The organism is Mycoplasma sp. 3686h, assembly GCF_056781225.1.
Genome location: NZ_CM165562.1, coordinates 308863 through 329714 on the forward strand (window position 1 = coordinate 308863; position 20852 = coordinate 329714).

A 20852-nucleotide genomic window follows, 5' to 3' on the forward strand; every position below is an offset into this window, starting at 1 on the left:
CTATAACTCCTTTTAATGCATGGTTTGGTTTAAAAATACTTGATTGTATCAATTACATGATTCAAGTAATTGATTATGAGTTCCTTGTCCAATAATTTTACCTTTTTCAAGGACAATAATTTCATCAGCATGTTTAATCGAATTAATTTTTTGCGAAATAATGATAGTAGTGCATTGATAATATTTTTTAATATTTTCAATGAGATTTTTAGTAGTAATGTTATCTAAAGCTGAAGTTGAATCATCTAAAATAAGCACTTTAGGATTTAATAACAAAGTACGAGCAATCGAAAGGCGTTGCTTTTGTCCACCTGAAAGGTTTTTGCCACCTTGAACAATTTCGTGATCAAGTCCTTTTTCAAATCCATAAACAAATTCAGCAGCACACGAAGCTTTTAGTGCAGTATCAATTTCCTTCATGCTCGCATTTGGTTTGGCAAATAATAAATTATCACGAACAGTACCAGTGTAAAGTAATGCTTCTTGGTACACAATTCCCACATTTTGATGGAGATCTTTTGTGTTAATTTGATTAATTGGAAAATTAGATAAAGTTACTTTACCCTCTTTGAGATGCATATTGTTGACAATTAAATTAGCAATAGTACTTTTACCTGAACCAGTTGGTCCGATAATTCCTAAAGAACCTTGTCATGGAATTGTGAAATTAATATTTTCAATTGCGTATTCTTTAGAGGTATCAAAATATTTAAAATTAACATTTTCAAATGCAATGGTTAAATTATTTGGATTAATTTTATGTCCCCTTTGGACAAATAAATTAATGTGATGATGATCATGGATTTCAAAATAACGTTTTGCTGAAACTTTAGCTTTAACCATTGTTCCAAAGAATTGTGCAAAAACGATAATTCCAAGCGAAATCAAGACTTCATATTCAACAAAAATATTAATTTTAGCAATTAAGTTAGGAATTTCATCTGGTTTATTATTTAATTCCAAAAGTCTATATCCACCAATTAAGTAAATTAGTGCTATTAAGGCATTGATAATTACAAAAAAAGCAGGAGTTCCGATTGAAATATATTTTCAAACTTTGCTTTCAACCTTGTATCAACGATTATTTGATAAATCAAATTTAGCTCTTTGTTTGCTTTGTAAATTGTATACTTTAATTACCCGAGCACCATTGATTGTTTCACTAACATCTTTAGTAATATTATCTAAATTAATTCTGTTTTTTGAAATTAATTTACCACTTTTAATAAAAATAAAAATTAATATAGCAGCATTAATTGGAATAGCAATAATAATTACTGAAGACATTTCTAAATCGGTTAAAAGAGCAAAGATTAAACCAATAATAATAAATAAAGGGGCCTTAATTAATGCACTGGTAGCACTAATTAAAAAGTCTCAATATTGAGCAATATCATTTGAAATCCGATTAATTAAACTTTCTTTAGTTAAGTTAGAAATATCTTTTAAGCTTAATTTTTGGTACTTTTTAAATAATGCATTGCGATAAAACATTGAAGCTTGTTCACCGGCTCAAGTTGTAATTAAAACCGCCACAATATTAGCTAATACCGTCAAAATGATAATAGTTAATGTTATAGCGGTTAATTGAGTTAAGAGAACACTTTGACTTGAGTTGTGCATTATCGTTGTGTTAAATAGCTTGACAGTGAATTCTCCACTTTTTCCGCTTTGAGTTAGAATAGCAAGAAATTGCGCAAGAAAAATCGGAATAATCATAGTTCCAATAATATTAATTAAAATGCAACAAACACCATAAAAAAATAACATCTTAATTTTTAACGGCAATAGCTTGAACATTTTAAGCATACTTTTTCTCCTATCTAGCTTATGTTTTATTATATCAAAATATAGTTAAATTATCAATATATGAGAGTTTATTTTACACGATAAATGAGCACAAAAATCAAATTTAAAAATTAATATTTTTTAAATTAATTATTCATCTTTTTAATAAAATTGATACTATGAAAAACTCAATCAAATTTATTATCAAATTATTAACAAAATTTGTGTTAATAAATTTTTGTTGTTTGCAATACCCTAACTTAAGATTCATCACTGTTGAATATAGTGATGACATTTTTGATACTGCCTCCCCTATTGTTTTAGTTAGTTAATTAAAAGAATAGAAAGGAAACATAATAATAAATGGAAACAAATAAAGCACATTCGCCACAATCTAATGGCGATTTTAAAACCAGAAATCGTGCTAAAAGTGACAATATTGTTGAATTAATTGATGTTGTTAAAGAATATGATGAAAAAACCGTTTTACAAGAAGTAAATTTAAAAATTAGAAAAGGTGAATTTGTTACCTTGCTTGGTCCGAGTGGAAGTGGGAAAACCACAATTTTACGACTTCTTGGGGGATTTGAATGAGCTACACGTGGAGAAGTCAAATTCAATGGACTTGATATTAAAGATCTTCCTCCGCACAAACGAAACTTATCAACTATTTTTCAAGATTATGCATTATTTCCACATTTAAACGTATGAGGAAATGTTGCTTTTGGACTTAAACTTAAAAAAGTTCCTAAAGAAACTATTAATGAAAAATATATTGAACTTTTAAAACAAAAAACTCAAAAGTGAACTAAAATTGCTCAAGAAAAAATGCAAAAACTTGATCAATTACAATTAGAGTACGAACAAAAGCTTGAAACTTTAATTCCAGGAACTAAAAAATGGAAAAAGATTCAAGACTGACTTGATGATTCAGATTTTACTTATTCATATTGAGAAAGTTATGTGCAACAAAAGCGTTTAAATTTTGAAAACAAATATTTTAAACGTAAAATGACTCGGCAAGAACTTGAAGATAAAATTAGTAAAATTCTTGAAGTTGTTGGACTTAAAGGAAACGAAGAAAAAGCAATTTCTCAATTATCCGGAGGGATGAAGCAACGTGTTGCTCTTGCTCGTTCACTTGTACTTGAACCTGAAATTTTGCTTTTAGACGAACCACTTTCAGCTCTAGATGCTAAAATTAGACAAAAAATGCAAGTGCTTTTAAGAAGTATTCAGAAAGACCTTGGGATTACCTTTGTTTTTGTAACTCATGATCAAGATGAAGCACTTGAGCTTTCAGATCGTGTTGCTGTCATGCGTGATGGTAAAATCGAGCAATACGATACTCCAAAGATGATTTATGATTATCCAGTTAATATTTGAGTAGCTAAATTTATTGGAGATTCAAACATTTTTGACGCTAAATTTGTGGAAGAAGATAAAGTAAAACTTCTAGGTAAAGTATTTAAAACTATTCATCGTCAAAAAGATTTTCAATCTAATCAAATCCTTGATGCACTTATTCGTCCAGAGGATATTAATATTACAACTGAAACTAAAAATCCACAAGATAAAATCATTGGAAAAATTTCGCACATTACTTATCGCGGAAGTTACTATTACATCACTGTTCAAACTCAAGATAAAACTCAAATTTATGTTGAAACAGCTGATAAATTCGAACAAGGACAAACCGTTTATTTAAGTTGAACCATTGATTCAATTCATTTAATGAAAAAAGACAGTAAGTGAGATTACCAAAAAAATGTTTTTTAACTTAATCAATAAACTGAATCTTAGTAACTTGAATAAAAAAACTCTCTTGTTAATTCCGTATTTTTTAGTAGCTTTATTTTTGATTTTATTACCAATGATTTTAATTTTATCTAAGGCTTTTGCTAATAATGGTGATGGATTTAATAATTGAAATCTTATAGCAAGTCCACATACTTGAAATATTATTTGAAGAAGTTTATTAATTGGAATTTTTGCATCAATCATTTGTTTAATTATCGCACTTCCATATGCATATTTTGTAGCTACAAGTAAATCAATACTCTTTAGAACCTATGCAATTAGTTTAATTGTATCACCCCTAATTATTTTCACAATTGCTCGTATTTATGCTCTTAGAAGTTTATTTCAGCTTATTTTTGCTGGTAATATTAATTCACTTAACTCGCTTTGATTTATCATTTTAGGATTGGTTTATTTAAATCTTCCTTTAATGATTATGCCTTTATATACTGTGTTTAGAGATATGCCTAAAAACATTGTTGAAGCAAGTAGTGATTTAGGAAATAATACTTTACAAACCTTTTTTAGGGTAATTATTCCTTACGGAACTAAAGCAATTTTAAGTGGATTTGCAATTATTTTTCTTGCCAGTGCAACCACTTTTATTGTGTCAAAAAAATTACTTCCAAACTCATCGCAACTTCAATTAATCGGAGATGTGATTAATGAAAAAATTAACCCAGGGAATGCTTTTAATCTTTCGTCAGGCTCAGCCTTAGTTATTGTAGTTAGTAGCATTTTTATTTCTATTTATGCTTTTGTGTTAATTGTCCCAAGAATGATTTTCTTTTTCAAAAAAGGAGCTAAATATGAGTAGATTGGTTGCGTTTGTTAAACGTTTTTATGTATATTTAATTCTTTTTTGTGTCTATGTACCATTGGTATGTGGAGCTATTTTTAGTTTTAATAAAACAATTAAAGGTCAATATAATTCAGTTTGAGTTGGATTTACTTACGAAGGTTGAAAAACCCTTTTTGATGAACGAAGAGATGTAGCTTTTGTTAATACTTTATTAATTGCTATTATCGTTTCTTTTTTAGTTGTTGTTTTATCAATTGTTAGTTCTTATGCTTTGTATCGACAAAAAAATAAATTAATCAAATCTTTTGTTAATTCAACCTCAAAAATTCCGCTGGTTAATCCTGATAATGTGACCGCTCTAGGGTTAGTGCTAGTCTTTGGGTTGTTTTTTGGAATTATTGGAGTTGAAAGAGAAGGGTTAGTTAGAGTAATTGTTGGACATACTGTTATGACTTTACCTTACGGACTATCTCTTGCTATTCCACGGAGCGAAAAGTTCAATAATAACTTATATGAAGCTGCACAAGATTTAGGTTACAATAAATTTTTTGCTTGGTTAAAAACTTACTTTATGTACATGATACCTTCAATTGTTTTAATTGTTGTAGTTTCGGTAGTATTAAGTTTTGATGATTATATTATCACTCACGTAGTTTCAAATGTTTCAACTCTTGGGACTAAAATATATGAAGGTGAATTTAAACCTTGAGGATTAGTGCTTGGAACAATTATTTTATTCTTTGTTATTGCTGGAAATATTTTTTACACAGCATTTAAGGTTAAAAAAGGAAAATAATTGATGAGAATAAAATTATTAAAAAAAATATTATTTTCAAGCATTCCTTTTGCACTAACCGCTGTTTTAGGCTCAATTTTATACTTTAAACATAACAATAGCTTTAAACCAAGTTTTTATAATTACAAATCATATATGTCAAGTGATAATATTAAAAATATTGGAAAAAAATTTGAATATAAAGAATTCGATTCGCTTCAAGAATTTACTCGTTCATTAATCGATAATAAAGCAATTGCTGGAATTGGAAGTGATTTTCAAGCAGCTGAATTAATTAATAATAAGAGATTATCAACTATTGATTATTCAGTTCTCTTTGATGACGCAAGTTTAAAAAATAACAAACAAAGAACTAAAAAATATTTGCAATTACTGATTCATCCAATAGTTTGAAAGCATTTAAATAGCTATGATGAATATTTAAATAAAGATATTCAAAACACTAAAACTCAAGATGAACAAATTCACTTATGAGAATACTTTTTTCCTTATTTTATGCAAGATTCTGTTATTGCATATAATATTGTTAAAAATCCAGTTAAACCTGAGAATGTTACTCAAGATGGTGCAATTGACTTTTCGAAATATCAACAACAATACAAAGATAAACTTTTTGACATGTCAACAATATTAAAAATCCTTAGTCAAAATAATTTTCAATATTGAAATATAACCGATGCAAACAGGGATAACATGGTCTATGGTTCGACTTATTGAACCTCACCGGATAAAAATGGTGATGAAAGAATCAATAAACACTCAGGCGCAGTAACTGAATTAACTTATGCTAAGTTAATTGATTCTTTTGTAGAGTTAATAAAAGATAATACTGGTTTTTCAGTTAATAATACTGAACACATTAACTTTTTAGGCGATGGATTAGCAATTGTTAATAATTTAATTCATCCAAAACTAAAAACTAATGTTGCAATTATGTACAATGGTGATGCTATTGATTCATACTATGGTTCTGATAATATTGATGGTGTTGAAGATGGAAATATTCGAATTGTGCGACCAAAAGGAAATTTGCTCTTAGTTGATGGGTTAGTCATTTCTTCTAAAATAAGCACTCAATCAGCACAAGAGGTAATTAAAAATCTTAGAGGGAATATTTATCAAGAATTACCAAAAATTGCAAAAATAATTCGTGAATTAGAAAAAGAAAACCCACATTTTTTAGATACAATTAACTCACACACCATTAAAATTGTTCAAGAAAAAATCATTGCTAATTACTGAAAAGATCTTCAACAAACATATTTTGAACAATACTTTAAAGATTCAGAAGAATATATGTTAAAAAATCTGCAAACCTTTATTCAAAATATTTACAAAGATATTGATTTATCAAGTTCACAAAATCTTGATAAATTTAATCAATTTTATAATACAAACTCCAGCAAAGATTCAGATTTTGCAATTAACCCTTATCCATTCTTTGTTGGTGAATATTTAAAGACTCAATTTAATGCTCAATTTGAGTCTTTATCAACAAAAATTGCTAACTTTTATCAAAGTGATAATGCGACAAATCATGAAGAATTCCTAAAAATACTTAAATCACAATTAAGTAATTCTTCAGGATTTGACTTTGTTTTAAGTATTTTAATTAATGAATTTAAAACTTGAATTGAATCAGAAGGTTTTAGCGACAAAACAAAAAAATCTGCTGAACAAATAAAAGAATTTTTAATTGATATTGTTGCTTGAAAAATCGCACTTGTAGATATTTCTTCAGATCAATTATCGAATCAAATATCAGAAAAATGAAAAAATCTTCAAAACTATGATTTTATTAATTATGATCCAACCTTAAATATGGATTATGAATTTATTCGTCGAAATTATTTTGCTAATTATATTGATAAAATCGACCAAAACGCAATTAAGATTTATGATATCCAAGTAAATGATGGAATTGATCGTGTTGCAATTAAACCAATTGATAATCAATTACGAAGTTTAGTTGCTGATTATTACTTTAAAAAGACCAAAAATTAAGCATATAAAAAATGCTTAATTTTTTATTTTTGAATCAGCAAAAGAAATACATGTTTTTACAATATAAAATATTGTAAAATTTTAACATGAAAAAACTTAGATTCAACTTTTCTCGGATTTTGTTTTTTATCTTCTTTTTTGCACTATTTGCTGGTTTTATTAGTGCAGTTATTTTCTTAATTTCACACGTTAATTATTTATATTTTTATTTATTAGTGGGAGTTATTTATGTACTTAACACTTTAATAGTGTTTATTATTTATACCCAAAGAAGACCAACTGGAGCTAAATTAAGTTGAATCTATTTTATTTGAATTTTCCCTGTTGTGGGTCATTTACTTTTTTTAGTCTTTGGATTAATTTTTAAAAATAAAAATGAACAAAAAATTGCTAAAGAACCTAAGTTTCAAATTAGTTACTATCAACAAAATAATGATTTACAATCATTACATCGCTATCCAAATGAATTATTTCATTTAGAAAAGTTAGATAATAATTTTTCATTACCTGGAGATATTGAATTTTTTGATGAAGGATATTATTTTTATGAAGAATTATTCCAAGCATTAAGAAATGCTAAAAAAAGCATTTATATTGTTTCGTACATTATTAAAAGTTCAGAAATCTTTGATCAATTAGAAAAAATCATTAAACAAAAACTCAAGCAGAAAGTAAAAGTTAAATGAATTTTAGATGATTTTGGAGTAACTGTGTTCCCAAAACGCAGAATTAAACGACTTAAAAGTAAAGGTCTAGAATTTCAAATTTTAGGAAAAATTTACTACCCACTAATTAATTCAAATAGCTTTTCAAGAAATCATGAAAAACTCTTTATTATTGATTCTGAGTGCGTATTTACTGGAGGAAACAACATTTCAGATGAATATGCTTCTTTATCAAAAAAATATGCTCATTGAGTTGATATTAATTACAAACTTAGTGGCCCAATTATTAATAAATATAATTTACATTTTGCTAAGTTTTGAAAAATTATTTCAGGAAAAGATATTCCAGACTTACAAGAAAGTTTATACAGAGAAACAAAGGATATTTCTGTTTATAAAAACGACGTTATTCAGGTAAGCGATTCACCAAATTTAGATTATTCAGTGGCTGAGTATTATTGAATTAAGCTTATTAGTAACGCTAAAAAAAGCATTAAAATTGCAACTCCATATTTTGCTATTTCTGAATCCTTAAAAACAGCAATTATTTTAGCTTTAAAAAGTGGAGTAAAAGTAACTATTTATTTCCCTGGTCTACCAGATAATAAATGAGTGCACAAAATTTCTCTTGCAGAATTATCGAGCTTAAAAAAATATGGTTTGATAATAAAAATTTATAATCAAGTTTTTATGCATTCGAAAATGGGTCTAGTTGATGAACAAATAGCTTGAAGCGGTTCAACAAATATGGACAATCGAAGCTTGTATTCACAATATGAAAACATGGATATTTTCTGTGGACAAGCTGTAAGTAAAATTAATCAAATTTTTAACTCTTATGATTTAAGATCGTTAGAGCTACACGAATTACCAGAATTTAATTCTAAGAATAATAAATTTGAAAAATTTATATTTGATTGATTAAAACCTCTAATTTAATATAATTTAAATTATTATGATAATTTAAAGAGGTTTTAAATGAAAAAGAAATTAATATCAAGTTTATTGCTCTTAAGTTCACTAACTACTGGTTTTGTATCAGTATCTTGTTCAAATCAAGAAACCCCCGTGCAAAATCCATCAAAACCCCAACCTGATCCAGGTCATCCAATGAATGGAGGTGGAGGAACAAACAATATGACACCCCAGAATCCACCGGATCAAAACCCACAAAACCCAGGAGTAAAACCTACTATTCCGATAAAAACTCCCTCAAATCCAAAAGATGAAAACCAACCGAAAAATCCTGGTTCTGATGGTTCAATACCCTCGAATCCTCCTGAAAGCAAGAATCCAGCACCCCAACCACCTACTGGTTCTTTTGGGAGCTCAAATAATCCTGGAACAGATATCAATAATCATGCTTTTGATATTTCATTCGACACTAGGGAAAGGTCGAATAAAGAAAAAGGAGAAAGTGATTTTGTTAATGGTTTAATTAAAATTTTTGAATTTATTAAATCAAAAAACTATGATCCTAAATTAAAAATAACAGTTAATTACACACGACAAGATACTGAAGATAATAGAAAAACAATAAAAAACTTTTTAATAAAAAATAACAAAACATATTCTATTTATGATTTAATTGGTGATGATAAATTTGATCTAGCTTATTCAAGTGAACCTATGCCTACACGAAACGGTTCACATGATTCCATTAATTTCTTTAAAAATAATTTCGAAAAAATTAAAACAGATTTGATAAATGCAGCAGAAAAATTTCCTCCTGATGATTCAAGATTTAATTCTTCTCAAATTGGTGGTGCACTTTATTTAGAATATACAGGTTTTTTTGCTCAAGGTGCAACGAAAGAAGAAATTCAATAGAAAAATGAACTCGTTTTGAGTTCATTTTTTTGTTTATCTAACCGAATTATCTAACTTCTAAGATTGAATCTTGTAGAGATACTTCTTTATCTAATTCTTTAAATTCAATTGTTTTGTGTTTGCTTTCGTCTAATATAACAACAATTACTGAGCTATTTAAGTTTTGTTCTTGTAAAAGTTTTAAATCAACTTGAGCGAGTAAATCACCTTTTTTAACAACATCTCCAACTTTAACAAAGCTTTCAAATCCTTGTCCTTTTAAGTTAACAGTGTCAATTCCAATATGGATTAAGATTTTAACGCCTTGTTCAGTTTCAATACCATAAGCGTGTTTTGTATCAAAGACAACGTTCATTGTACCATCAACTGGTGCATATACTTTTCCAATTTGCTCATCTGAGAATTGAATAATAAATCCATCACCCATTAATTTTTCTGAAAAGACACCGTCTTTAAGTTGAGTTATATTCATTACTTTTCCATTAGTAACCGAAGATACAGTTACTGGAGTTTCAAGTAATGGAAGGTTTTCATGAGGATGAGTTTCCATATGTATTTGCATAGCTTTTTTACTCATCATTTTTAGTTCTTCCATTTTTAGTTTTGAAATTGCATCACGTGAATTTCTAATCTTAATATTTAATTGCTCAGCAACAGGTCCAAAAATAGCCTGAACTTGTTTTTGTCCTTCACGTTTAATAGCTACAGCTCCATATTGTTTAAGTTTTGCTTCGTCAACAATTGATGAATCTTTAACGTCATATCTTAATCTTGAAGCACAGTTATTAAAGGCTGTAATATTATCAAGTCCACCAAATGCTTCAACTATTCCTAAAACTTGTGGATCAATTTCAGACATTCCTTTTTGAGCATCTTTACTTCTTTGGTAATCAGCTTTAGTAAATAATCTTACTGTTTCTCCTCGACCAGGAGTTTTAAGGTCTTTACGTTTGATTCATCAGTAGAAGAATCCAAAGTAAATTGGGATATAAGCTAAACCAACAACAAATATTCAGTAGAAGTGAGTTCCTTTTTGAACCGGAACCATTCCATAGATGATTAAGTCTAAGAATCCACCTGAGAATGCTTGAGGAATGTGCACGCTAAGTAGATTTGCTAACATAAATGAAAGTCCACAGAAGAATGCATGAAATCCTCAGAACAAGAATGGTGATAAGAATAAGAATGTAAATTCGATTGGTTCGGTCACTCCTGTTAAAAGAGTTGTAACCGCACTAGGTACTACGGCACTAATAGCTACTTTTCTATTTTCTTTAGGGGCCGCAAAAATCATTGCAGCAGCTGCGGCCGGAAGTCCTAAGATCATAAACGAGAATTTACCATCTAAAAATCTTCCTGCTTTAATTCCGAGTTCTTTAGACATAAAGTCAAATAGAGGAGTTGCAGCACTATGATCAAATACTTTTGTTTGTTCGTTATAAATTGGATAAACAACTGTATTAAAATTGAATTTAATAATATTAATAGACATTGTTGAATCACCAACGTATTTGTTTGGTTCTGCTGAAACAGCTCTAATTAGTGTGTTTAAGTTTTCATACGCAGAACCCTTATTGGCATTTGCAATTTCAGCAATAATTCCTTGTTTTTGTCCTTCAAGTACTTTAAGTCAGTTGTTAAGACCAGCGTTTAAATCACCTCCAGCATTTGAGTATCAGAGTGGTGAATAGAAAGCGTGGTGAAGTCCAAAAGGAACCAAACTTCTTTCTATAACACCAAAAATTAACGACTCAAAACCATAAGGTACTTTTCCAAGTGAGTTTCCGAATACACTTAACCCAAAACCGACTCATGGTCAAAAGATTAAGAAGACAAAAGCAAGTAAAGCACAGGCAGGAACGCTAATAATAGCAACGAATCTTTTACCCGCAAAGAACGAGAAAATTTGATGGAATTGAACAGTGTGGAATTTATTGTAAAGGTATTGAACTAAAAGTCCAACAGCTAAACCACCAAAAACAGAAGTTTGTAATGATCTTAAACCAATTGTTGTTCCCACAGCACTTTTAATAGCTTGCGGATCCCTTCCTGCTCCTCCGAATAGAACATTAAATCCTTCGTTTGTTTTTTGTTTTGCTTCTATTAACACTTCTTTGTAGAAGAAGTTCAAATTTTTTCCTTCGTTTGTAAGAATTGAAGTAACAGGTGTACCATCAATCGCAAGAGGAACTATGTTTCCGTTTTTTTGTATTTCATAAACTGTATTATCTTTAATAAACACATCAAAACTTTTGTTGTCAACAGTTCCGTTAGTAGATATTGGTATTGAAAACGTATAAACATTATAGTTTCCGTTTTCGAATGATTGAGTAACTGGTGTGTTAACTGGAGTAATGAATACAGATTGAATTGCTATGAATACACCAAAACCAATAATCGTTGCAAAGACACCAACTCCGGCCTCGTCAGTAAACGCTATAACAAAAGCAGCAGCGAATAATAATGGTAATAATGAAAAAATTGGATCACCTAAACTTTGAATAAATAATCCAAATTTTTTCAAACCTTCGTATTCACCAGCATTACTTGCTATAGCAGCCCCAACACCGAGCCAAAGACCAGAAATAGCCATAATGGAAATAGGTAACATGAAAGCACCAGAAATTTTACCAAGTGTTTTTCTTAAATTACTATTTCCACTATTGTCTAAATTCTTGTTCTCTTTTTTCTTTGAAAAGATTGATTTAAACTTATCAAAGAAATTACTAAGTGAATTAGTCATTTTTTTCCTTTCTATTTTAATTTCAATTCTAATTATAATTAATAATGATTAAAATAGGTATATTTGCACTCTTTTTTACGAAAAAAATGGAACAATTTCCATTTTTATGAGTAATTTGTAAGAATTTTTATAAATAGTGAGATGCTAATAACAAATGAACAAATAGAAAAGAAAATCGGTGAGTTATATTTTAAACGGTTTCAAGAAGGAATGTATAAACCAGTGTTTTCGTAGCGAAAATGTTTTTTTTCAGGATGGTTTTCTCTAAATTGTTTTAATTGTTTTTCTTTAAAAGCTCTCAGTGCTTTAAGCGATGAAATTTTGTAATAAAAAATAAATAAAATCCCTAAAAGAAAAAATAAAACACTAAAGACAATGTAAATAACTAGATCCATAGTTCCTTTCTACCTTTTATCATTCGGGATGATAAAAGGTTGCTCATTTTGATTATTTTGCAAATGAAGATCAAAAAAGTCGTGCAATTGTGGATCAACAACATCCACATTTAAAAAGATTGGTCGAATTGAATTTTGATTTTTGAACGAAAAAGCTTTAAGAATTTGAGCTTGAATAACAAAAGCACTATTAATATTTTGCTTGTATTCAGCAAAATATTTCACCGGAATAATTTCCCCTTCAATATACACTAAAGAACCCTTGGTTAAATAATCACGAACAAATGATGCAGTTTGGTTTCAACAAATAATTGGAACGAAATTAGTCTCTTGCCCTTTGTTTGATACAGCAATTCAAAAGCGAGCATGATCAACACGATTCATGGTTTTGGCGTAAAAAATCATTGAGCTAATCCGACCTAAAAGCATTGCTTTGTTCATAGTGCAAAATTATTATATCAAATTTTTAAGCTCAAAAATCGCAATAAAAAATGTACCTAAGTACATTATTGTTGTTTTGTTTTGTTAACAAATTCATCTAAACGTGAGCGTTTTCTTGCTCCTTTGTTAGGGTGGAAAACACCTTTAGACACAGCTTTTGCAATTACAGAATGAGCTTTAGCAACTAATTCGGTCGCTTTTGAATCATTAGCTAAAACAGCTTCACGTGCTTTACGAATAGCGGTTTTAACTCTTGATTTCATTGCTGAGTTTTTTATCCGAGCAGCTTCCATTTTTGCAATGCTTTTGATTTTAGATTTAATGTTTGCCATTTAAATCCTCCCTTTTTCTAAAATGTTGAAAAATCTTCTATATTATACAAAAAATAATCCCTTTAGGGATTAATTTTTAAATTTTCCATAATAGTAATCATCAATAAAGGTTCGCAATTGATCCGAAACAGGATTAATGGCTTTATGAGATACAAAAGCGTGTTTTCATTGATCTTTAACAGTAAATATTTCAATCGCTTTTTTATCGATTGTATTATCTTCAAGAACAAAATAATTCCGCTTGATTAATTCAAATTCTACTTCCTTACTTGGGGTATAGTTAACAAAATTAAAATTTTCTAAATCAGGATATTTAACTATAAAAATTTGCTCATTGTATCTTTTCTCACTAAAATTAATAAATGATAAAAGATAAATCAATTGATCAATATATTCATTTAATGGAGCTGTAGCTTGAACAGTTTGATTAATTTCATTTCGTTGATTGTATAAATTCAAAACACTTACAAGCATTTGCTTTTGAGTGTTATTGATTTTAGAAAGATAATTTGTGTAAAGTTCTTTAAAGTTATACAAATTATCATCATTATAAAGAGTCTTTTGATAAATTTGGACTAAAGCACTAATTATTTGCTCTTTAGTGTTAGTGTCTTGTTGATCGAGAAAAAGATTTTGTAAATACTCTTTATAGTAATTAGAGATAATTGCAACGGATGCTTGTTGTTTAATTTGAGGATCAAATTGAGTTTTATTATCAGTGTTTAGTTTGTTATATTGAGATACTATTTGACCTAAATTTGGATAAAAAGTTTTCCGCATTAATCGATAAATTGGGTCTGTATGTTCTTTTTTCAGTGCTTTAGAAATAATTACACCATCAATCAATGTTAAATTATCTTCAGGACGAATAATGGAAATTGTACCATCTTCAACTTTAGAATTATTATCGCTCGAATATCAAGCATCTAAAGCATCCCCATTGAACATTAAAGCTACATCGGTTGGTTTTGCTCCATCATTTTTCGGTCAAATTAAATCGGTTAAAAGTTTAAGACCATCTGGATTTAAACTAACATGCTCAGGATTTGCAAATCCATATCCTGTTGATTTTTGAACTAATTCGTTAAAATTATTAATTAAAGTTTTGTAATTATTTTTAGTAACAGGCTGACCATATAATTGTTGATTATCTTGCTCAAAATTATTAGAATGTTCTCAATAAGACGACCCAAAAAGAACATTATTTCGCACTGCGTCAGTAATAGTTAAGTTTTGAAAACCATTGTTAAATAAAGTGTTAAAAATATTAAAAAATGAATATTTTTTAAAATTTTTATGCTCTTTTTGGAATAATTTTTCTTTGTTTTGCTCTAATAATTTATCAACTTTGTTCTCATCTTTAAAAAGTTCACCATTTTGGTTGATTTTACTCGGATTAATTCCAATGACAACATCTTGGATATAATAAGGAACCATATATTCTCACAAATGACGAGGTGTTTTAAATGGTTTATTGCTTTCATCGTACTTTAAATATTCATCATATGAAATCAAATGTTGTCAAGCACTCGGAGTATATATGGTTTGCAAAATAGTTTTTAGTTCTTGTTCATTTTGAATCGGTTTATCTAATCCAAGCAATTTATTAAAGTCAATTTTTTGAAGCAAATCTTTTTTAATCAATGAAGCAATTTGAAAATCACTTCCAATTCCAGCGTAAGTTTTATTATTGATAATTGCACGTGAAAATTCAGCTACCTCATCAAATTCTTTGTATTCAAAAGCATTATCAATTGTTTTGCGATTTGTAGGACTAATATAGGATTTATAATTTCAAAATGAAGGGTAAAATGGGTGTTTTTGTTTATATATTATAGTTGTAATTGCAATTGATATTATTGATGTGAAAGAGATCAAACCAATTATTATTTGTTTAATTTTGCGTTTTAAAGTGAGGTTAATCTTATGTTTTTTCATCATTCCTTATCTGTATGATTTTTTATATGTAATATTTTAAAAAATAAATCTTAAAAAATCTAAAAAAAATTACTTTTTTATCTGCGAAATTTGAAGATAAAAGCAAAATTAGTTTTCTTTACGAGTATAATTTAAACTATGAAAAAAGAATTAAAACAAATTCAAATTTGGAAATCATTATACAAAAACGCAAATTTGGACCTTTCTTTTTTAAACTCTGATGCAAACACAATTTTAAATAATGAGAAATTTTTCCATAAACCTAAACCATCTCATTTAGGAATTGAATTTAACGGAGATTCTTTATACGGATATAGTAACTTAAATTACTTTACAATTGTCTACTTAACCAAAGCTTTTTATGAATTTTATCTCTCGAGTAAGAATTCTCCCAATATTGCAATTTATTTTGATTCTAGTATTGAGCAAAATATTAGATCTAAAGTAGTTTTATATTTAAATGCTAAAAAATGCAATGTTTTTGTATTTGAAGATCAAGAAGTAACTCCTAATATTGTCAAAACGTTAACTTTTAAAGATATGGAAATGAGTTATTTATTTTTTGAGAAAAACATCTTAACACAAAAAAGTTATATATCCATTTATCATGATGAAACTGAATTAAGTGTCTTAGATCAGCAAATTTTAATTGATCGTTTTTATAATGATCAAGAAATAATTAATTTTGGATATGATGATATTCCGACTTATATTAATTTAGAAAAATTATTATTTCTAAATCAAAGTGCTAATAAATCAAATCAAATAGGCTCATTTTTTAGGAACGAAGAATTTAAAACTGTTATTTTAGTACAAAATGCTAACGAAGCTAAATATATCAAATCCTTTCTTAACCAAAGTAAAATTAAAGCAAAAATTTCAAGTAATTCATATTTATTTAATTACTATAATTCAATTAAAAGATCAATTTTTAAGCCTTTGTTTATTTTTGATAACTTTTTAAAGTATGAAAGTATTTTTTTAATCAGTGCTGATAATCGTTTGAAAGTTTTTATTAAGCAAAAGAACAAATTTAGGCTCTTAACCCAAAATCAAATAGCATATTTGTTTATTAAAAACGAAATTTTAAATTGAAGAAAATCACTTTTTAAAAAAATTATAGTTCCAATTGCATGTCCACAAATTCTGATTGAATTAATTGAATCATTCAATTTTACACCTGTACCAATTAATTCATATTCACATACTTGAGAATTAGTTTTTGGGTTTGAAAACAACACTTATTTATGTCAACATCAAAAATTATTACGCTTTAGCAATATTTTAATGCTCTTAGCACTCATTGATATGTTTTCTCGTTATAAACAAAACAATAATTTACTCAATTTAAAACTTTTCAAAATGAAAGAGCAATTTGCTAAAAGTCTTTTTCTTAGCAAAAGCTTAAAGATAAATCTAGAGCAATTAAAGATTGTTAAAAACAATATACTCTCTAAAAATGGGCCGATTAGTAAAAAAATAAATATTGTAAGTATAGAGCAGATTAATTATCATTTACAAAATCAAGAATATTTGTGAACTATTAAAGCCAAAAGTAATCGAACAAGTTCAAATATCTTTGCACACTGAACTATTAGTTATAATCATTTAAATGGATTGCTAAAAATTGATAGTGAATTTAACCTGGATAAAACAGTTGGTTTACTTAACAAATGAAAACTAAAACGTATTAACAACAAATTAATCAAAAGATTTAAAGCAATTTTATAGAAACAAAACAAAAGCACAATTTAGTGCTTTTGTTTTAATTATCATTACTATTATATGGACGGAGGTTTTCAATATTAGTTTCAACAATCACGTTTTGACCAAAGGTTTCCACAATTACCTCGGCTAGATTTGAATCTGAACTAATACTTTTAATAGTTCCTTCAGTTCCTTTGTATGCTGTGCTTTCAAATACGACCACATCACCTTCTTTTAGAGCAAAATAGTTTCTGTCAGTTTCAAAGCGTTCAAGAGCTTCTTTTTCCTTGATGAGCGATTTTTTAATTTCTCGTTGAGTTACCGGAGTTGGTTTAGCTCCTTTACCCGAAGAACCAACTAACCCAGTGACGTATTGAGTGTTTCTAATCACATATCAAGCTTTATCAGTCATATCCATTTTGATAAAAATATACCCTGGATACATGTTCACTCATTTAATTTTATATACTTCACCACTTAGTTTTTTTTCTAATTCTTTATTAGTTAAAGTTGGTTTTTTAAAAATTTTAAACGCACCATCTTCGGTAGCGTTTGCATCAAAGTTATGAGCAACTTGCTCAGCGATAATTCTGTTTTTTAACGCTTCTACAACCACATCTTCTTTTCCGGTGATGGTTGAAATCATATATCAATTAAATTTTTGCACAGGTTCTCCTTTAGATTAGACTATTTGATGTTCATATTTGAGTAAAAACAAATGAAACGAGAAAGACAAAAGCAGTAACAACTAAAGTAAAAATCAATATTTTGATAAATGAAGAAATATTAGTTTTATTTGAAGGTCATTTAACTCTTTTTATTTCTTTAACTATTTTTCGAAAGAAATATCTTTTCCGTTTAGGTGGTTTGATTTCCTCTTCTTCATTGGTAAAAAGTTTATTCATTTTTTAAACCTCTTCTTTATGAGATGTGTGTTCTTTGCAGATTGGACAAAATTTTTTTAAAACAACTCGTTGCTCATTTCCGTTGCTTTTATTGGTCACATAGTTCTTTCTGCGACAATTTTCACATGCAATTGATATTTTACTTTTCATGTCTTTTTATTATACAATAAACAGAAAAAACTCACTTTCAAATAAAAACATATTTAAATTAGTTTTTTGTTAAAATAAAAATACTATGACATTTGAAAAAGAATATGAAATTATTGTTGTTGGTGGAGGGCATGCTGGTGTTGAAGCGGCTTTTGCTAGTGCAAATAAAGGACATAAAACAGCTTTAATTATCTTTGATAAAACTCGCATTGCAATGATGCCTTGCAATCCATCCATTGGAGGACCAGCTAAAGGAATTATTACCAGGGAAATTGATGCATTGGGTGGAGTTCAAGGATACTTTAGTGATTTAGCAATGATTCAAATAAAAATGCTCAATGAATCTAAAGGACCAGCAGTGCGTGCAATTCGTGCTCAAATTGATAAAGATAAATATTCTGAACTAATTTTAAAAGCTGCTGAAGCTCATCCAAATTTAGAAATTATCGAAGATACAGCAATTGAAATTTTAGTTAACAAACACAATCAATTTCAAGGAATTAAACTTGAAACTATTGGAAATATTAAAGGATTAAAAGGAATTGTTACCACTGGAACTTATATGAATTCACGCATATTACGCGGAGAAGAGGTTAAAATTTCTGGTCCAGATAATTTAAAAACTACCCCAAAATTAAGTCAATCAATGGAACAACTTGGATTTGTTCTTCAACGGTTAAAAACCGGAACTCCATGTCGAGTGTATGCTGATTCAATTGATTTTTCCAAAGTTGAAAAGGAACAACTTGATGATTCACAATTGCATTTTTCAAATCGTTCAAATGTTAAACTTGATAAACAAGTATCTTGTTATTTAACTTATACCACTGAGAAAACTCATCAAATCATTCGTGATAACATTCATCGTTCAGCAATGTACTCAGGATTAATCGAAGGAGTTGGACCAAGATATTGCCCTAGTGTAGAAGATAAAATTATGCGTTTTCCAGATAAAGAACGCCATCAAATTTTCTTTGAACCTGAAACTGCTGATGGAACCATTATCTATGTTAATGGATTAAGCACTTCATTACCAATTGATGTTCAAGATCAAATGATTCGTTCAGTTCCTGGACTTGAAAATGCTCGAATTCAAAAATGAGGCTATGCTATTGAATATGATGCAATTGACCCATTACAATTGCTTCCAACATTAGAAACTAAAATTATTAAAGGTTTATATACCGCTGGACAAATTAATGGAACTAGTGGTTATGAAGAAGCGGCTTGTCAAGGACTAATTGCTGGAATTAACGCTGCTCTAAGTTTGGAAGAAAAAGACCCATTAATTTTATCTCGTTCTGAAGCGTATATTGGGGTTTTAATCGATGATTTAGTTACTAAAGGAACTAAAGAACCTTATCGTATGCTCACATCTCGTGCGGAATATCGTTTATTATTAAGAAATGATAATCCAGATTTAAGACTTGCTAAACACGGAAACGAAGTTGGGTTGGTTTCGAATGAAAATTATCAAAAAATTGTTGATAAATACCAATTAATTGATCAAAAAATAGAGCAATTAAGCAAGGAATTTATTTCATCAAAAGACCCAGTAGCGATAAAATATGGTATTTTAAACGGAGTTTCATTACTTAAAGTAATTGCTCGTCCAGATGTGGAGCCAAGTTTAATTTTAGGTGATTTTCCATATATTGGAGAATTAACCACTAAAGTTAGATTAGATGGATATATCAAAAAACAAGAATCACATGCTCATAAAATTAGCAAGTTAGATAATTTTAAAATCCCAAGCGACATTGATTATACAAAAGTACAAAATCTAGCTACTGAAGCTCGCCAAAAGCTTGAGCAAATTAAACCTTTAACTATTGGTCAAGCATCGCGGATTAGCGGAATTAATCCAGCAGATATTCAAATGCTTATGTTCCATATTCAGACAATTTACGGTAAGAAATAATGAAAATTAACATTATTGCTATTGGAAGTTTAAGTAAAGAATTTCAAGTTTTGTATAATGATTATGTGAGGAAAATTTCATTTTTTGCTAAGATTAATTTAATCCAAATTAAAGAACAAAAAAATGATAATATTACTCAAAAAATTACAAAAGAAACTGAGTTAATTTTAGAAAAAATACCCAAAAATTCTCAAGTTATTTGTCTTTCCTTGCAAGGTAAACAAGTTTCTTCACAAGAATTTGGCAATTATTTCTTAGATACTGATAACATTACTTTTATCATCGGTGGTTCAAATGGAGTTATTGAAGAACACTTTAAAAATAAAATTTGTTTTTCGAAAATGACTTTTCCACACCAATTATTTCGAGTTATGTTAGTTGAACAGATATATCGCTCATTTACCATTAAGCACAATATTCCTTATCATAAGTAAAATATTATTTGTTAAAAATATCAAAAAGTCAACATAGAACTTACTTTAAAAAAAGTAAGTTCTTTTTTTCACAAACCTAAAATATGTGTTAAAATATTTTTTTCGTTCTTATTTTTGTTCTTAATTTTTTATGAAAATAATTCTCTAACGTTAGATTTTATAAATTTTCGTTCTTATATCTAAACTGATAAAAATTAACAA

At 28.3% G+C, this 20852-nt stretch carries 18 protein-coding genes; 9 read left to right on the plus strand and 9 right to left on the minus strand.

The annotated features are described in order from the left end of the window. Window positions 1–12 precede the first annotated feature (12 nt). Window positions 13–1809: an ABC transporter ATP-binding protein gene (locus tag AC1RP9_RS01565; protein WP_481822631.1), complete on the minus strand. Its 1797-nt coding sequence runs from the start codon at window positions 1807–1809 to the stop codon at window positions 13–15. A 342-nt stretch (window positions 1810–2151) separates the two neighbouring features. Here AC1RP9_RS01565 and AC1RP9_RS01570 point away from each other — a divergent pair, with 342 nt between their 5' ends. From AC1RP9_RS01570 to AC1RP9_RS01595, 6 genes are all read left to right on the plus strand, one after another. Next, window positions 2152–3567: an ABC transporter ATP-binding protein gene (locus tag AC1RP9_RS01570; RefSeq protein ID WP_481822632.1), complete on the plus strand. Its 1416-nt coding sequence runs from the start codon at window positions 2152–2154 to the stop codon at window positions 3565–3567. A 28-nt stretch (window positions 3568–3595) separates the two neighbouring features. After that, window positions 3596–4405, plus strand: coding sequence for an ABC transporter permease (locus tag AC1RP9_RS01575; protein WP_481822633.1), 810 nt, complete (start codon window positions 3596–3598; stop codon window positions 4403–4405). Further along, window positions 4398–5186: an ABC transporter permease gene (locus AC1RP9_RS01580; protein WP_481822634.1), complete on the plus strand. Its 789-nt coding sequence runs from the start codon at window positions 4398–4400 to the stop codon at window positions 5184–5186. The genes AC1RP9_RS01575 and AC1RP9_RS01580 overlap by 8 nt, the downstream gene beginning before the upstream one ends. Before the next feature lie 3 nt (window positions 5187–5189). Continuing rightward, window positions 5190–7190 (plus strand): type 2 periplasmic-binding domain-containing protein, encoded by a 2001-nt coding sequence (locus AC1RP9_RS01585; RefSeq protein WP_481822635.1) that lies wholly within the window; start codon window positions 5190–5192, stop codon window positions 7188–7190. 86 nt (window positions 7191–7276) lie between these two features. Then, window positions 7277–8794, plus strand: coding sequence for a phospholipase D-like domain-containing protein (locus tag AC1RP9_RS01590; RefSeq protein ID WP_481822636.1), 1518 nt, complete (start codon window positions 7277–7279; stop codon window positions 8792–8794). A gap of 39 nt (window positions 8795–8833) precedes the next feature. Continuing rightward, window positions 8834–9685, plus strand: a complete 852-nt coding sequence (locus tag AC1RP9_RS01595) for a hypothetical protein (protein WP_481822637.1) — start codon at window positions 8834–8836, stop codon at window positions 9683–9685. Window positions 9686–9731: 46 nt separating this feature from the next. Here the strand turns inward: AC1RP9_RS01595 and AC1RP9_RS01600 are convergent, their stop codons facing one another. The 5 genes from AC1RP9_RS01600 to AC1RP9_RS01620 form a co-directional block, all read right to left on the minus strand. Next, window positions 9732–12428, minus strand: coding sequence for a PTS sugar transporter subunit IIABC (locus AC1RP9_RS01600; RefSeq protein ID WP_481822638.1), 2697 nt, complete (start codon window positions 12426–12428; stop codon window positions 9732–9734). 104 nt (window positions 12429–12532) lie between these two features. Continuing rightward, window positions 12533–12823, minus strand: a complete 291-nt coding sequence (locus tag AC1RP9_RS01605) for a hypothetical protein (RefSeq protein WP_481822639.1) — start codon at window positions 12821–12823, stop codon at window positions 12533–12535. A gap of 9 nt (window positions 12824–12832) precedes the next feature. Next, entirely contained in the window at window positions 12833–13264 is a 432-nt protein-coding gene (locus AC1RP9_RS01610) for a single-stranded DNA-binding protein (protein ID WP_481822640.1), read from the minus strand. 65 nt (window positions 13265–13329) lie between these two features. After that, window positions 13330–13596 carry a 30S ribosomal protein S20 gene (rpsT, locus tag AC1RP9_RS01615; protein ID WP_481822641.1) on the minus strand — a complete coding sequence of 89 codons (267 nt, stop codon included), beginning with the start codon at window positions 13594–13596 and terminating at the stop codon, window positions 13330–13332. A gap of 69 nt (window positions 13597–13665) precedes the next feature. Beyond that, window positions 13666–15534, minus strand: coding sequence for a hypothetical protein (locus tag AC1RP9_RS01620; protein WP_481822642.1), 1869 nt, complete (start codon window positions 15532–15534; stop codon window positions 13666–13668). Window positions 15535–15672: 138 nt separating this feature from the next. On the opposite strand from AC1RP9_RS01620, the gene AC1RP9_RS01625 reads away from it, so the two are divergent. Beyond that, the gene (locus tag AC1RP9_RS01625) at window positions 15673–17265 is read left to right on the plus strand and encodes an MAG5620 family putative phospho-sugar mutase (RefSeq protein ID WP_481822643.1); all 1593 of its coding nucleotides are present in this window, start codon (window positions 15673–15675) and stop codon (window positions 17263–17265) included. 34 nt (window positions 17266–17299) lie between these two features. Here the strand turns inward: AC1RP9_RS01625 and nusG are convergent, their stop codons facing one another. The 3 genes from nusG to rpmG are packed head-to-tail and all read right to left on the minus strand — an operon-like array spanning window position 17300 to window position 18296. After that, complete coding sequence (nusG, locus tag AC1RP9_RS01630) at window positions 17300–17908, minus strand: transcription termination/antitermination protein NusG (protein ID WP_481822644.1); 609 nt, start codon at window positions 17906–17908, stop codon at window positions 17300–17302. A gap of 10 nt (window positions 17909–17918) precedes the next feature. Beyond that, window positions 17919–18146, minus strand: a complete 228-nt coding sequence (gene secE / locus AC1RP9_RS01635; RefSeq protein WP_481822645.1) for a preprotein translocase subunit SecE — start codon at window positions 18144–18146, stop codon at window positions 17919–17921. Window positions 18147–18149: 3 nt separating this feature from the next. After that, window positions 18150–18296 carry a 50S ribosomal protein L33 gene (rpmG, locus tag AC1RP9_RS01640; protein WP_481822646.1) on the minus strand — a complete coding sequence of 49 codons (147 nt, stop codon included), beginning with the start codon at window positions 18294–18296 and terminating at the stop codon, window positions 18150–18152. 85 nt (window positions 18297–18381) lie between these two features. On the opposite strand from rpmG, the gene mnmG reads away from it, so the two are divergent. Next, entirely contained in the window at window positions 18382–20217 is a 1836-nt protein-coding gene (gene mnmG, locus AC1RP9_RS01645; RefSeq protein WP_481822647.1) for a tRNA uridine-5-carboxymethylaminomethyl(34) synthesis enzyme MnmG, read from the plus strand. Continuing rightward, entirely contained in the window at window positions 20217–20651 is a 435-nt protein-coding gene (locus AC1RP9_RS01650; RefSeq protein ID WP_481822648.1) for a 23S rRNA (pseudouridine(1915)-N(3))-methyltransferase RlmH, read from the plus strand. Before mnmG ends, AC1RP9_RS01650 begins: the two co-directional genes overlap by 1 nt. Window positions 20652–20852: the final 201 nt, after the last annotated feature.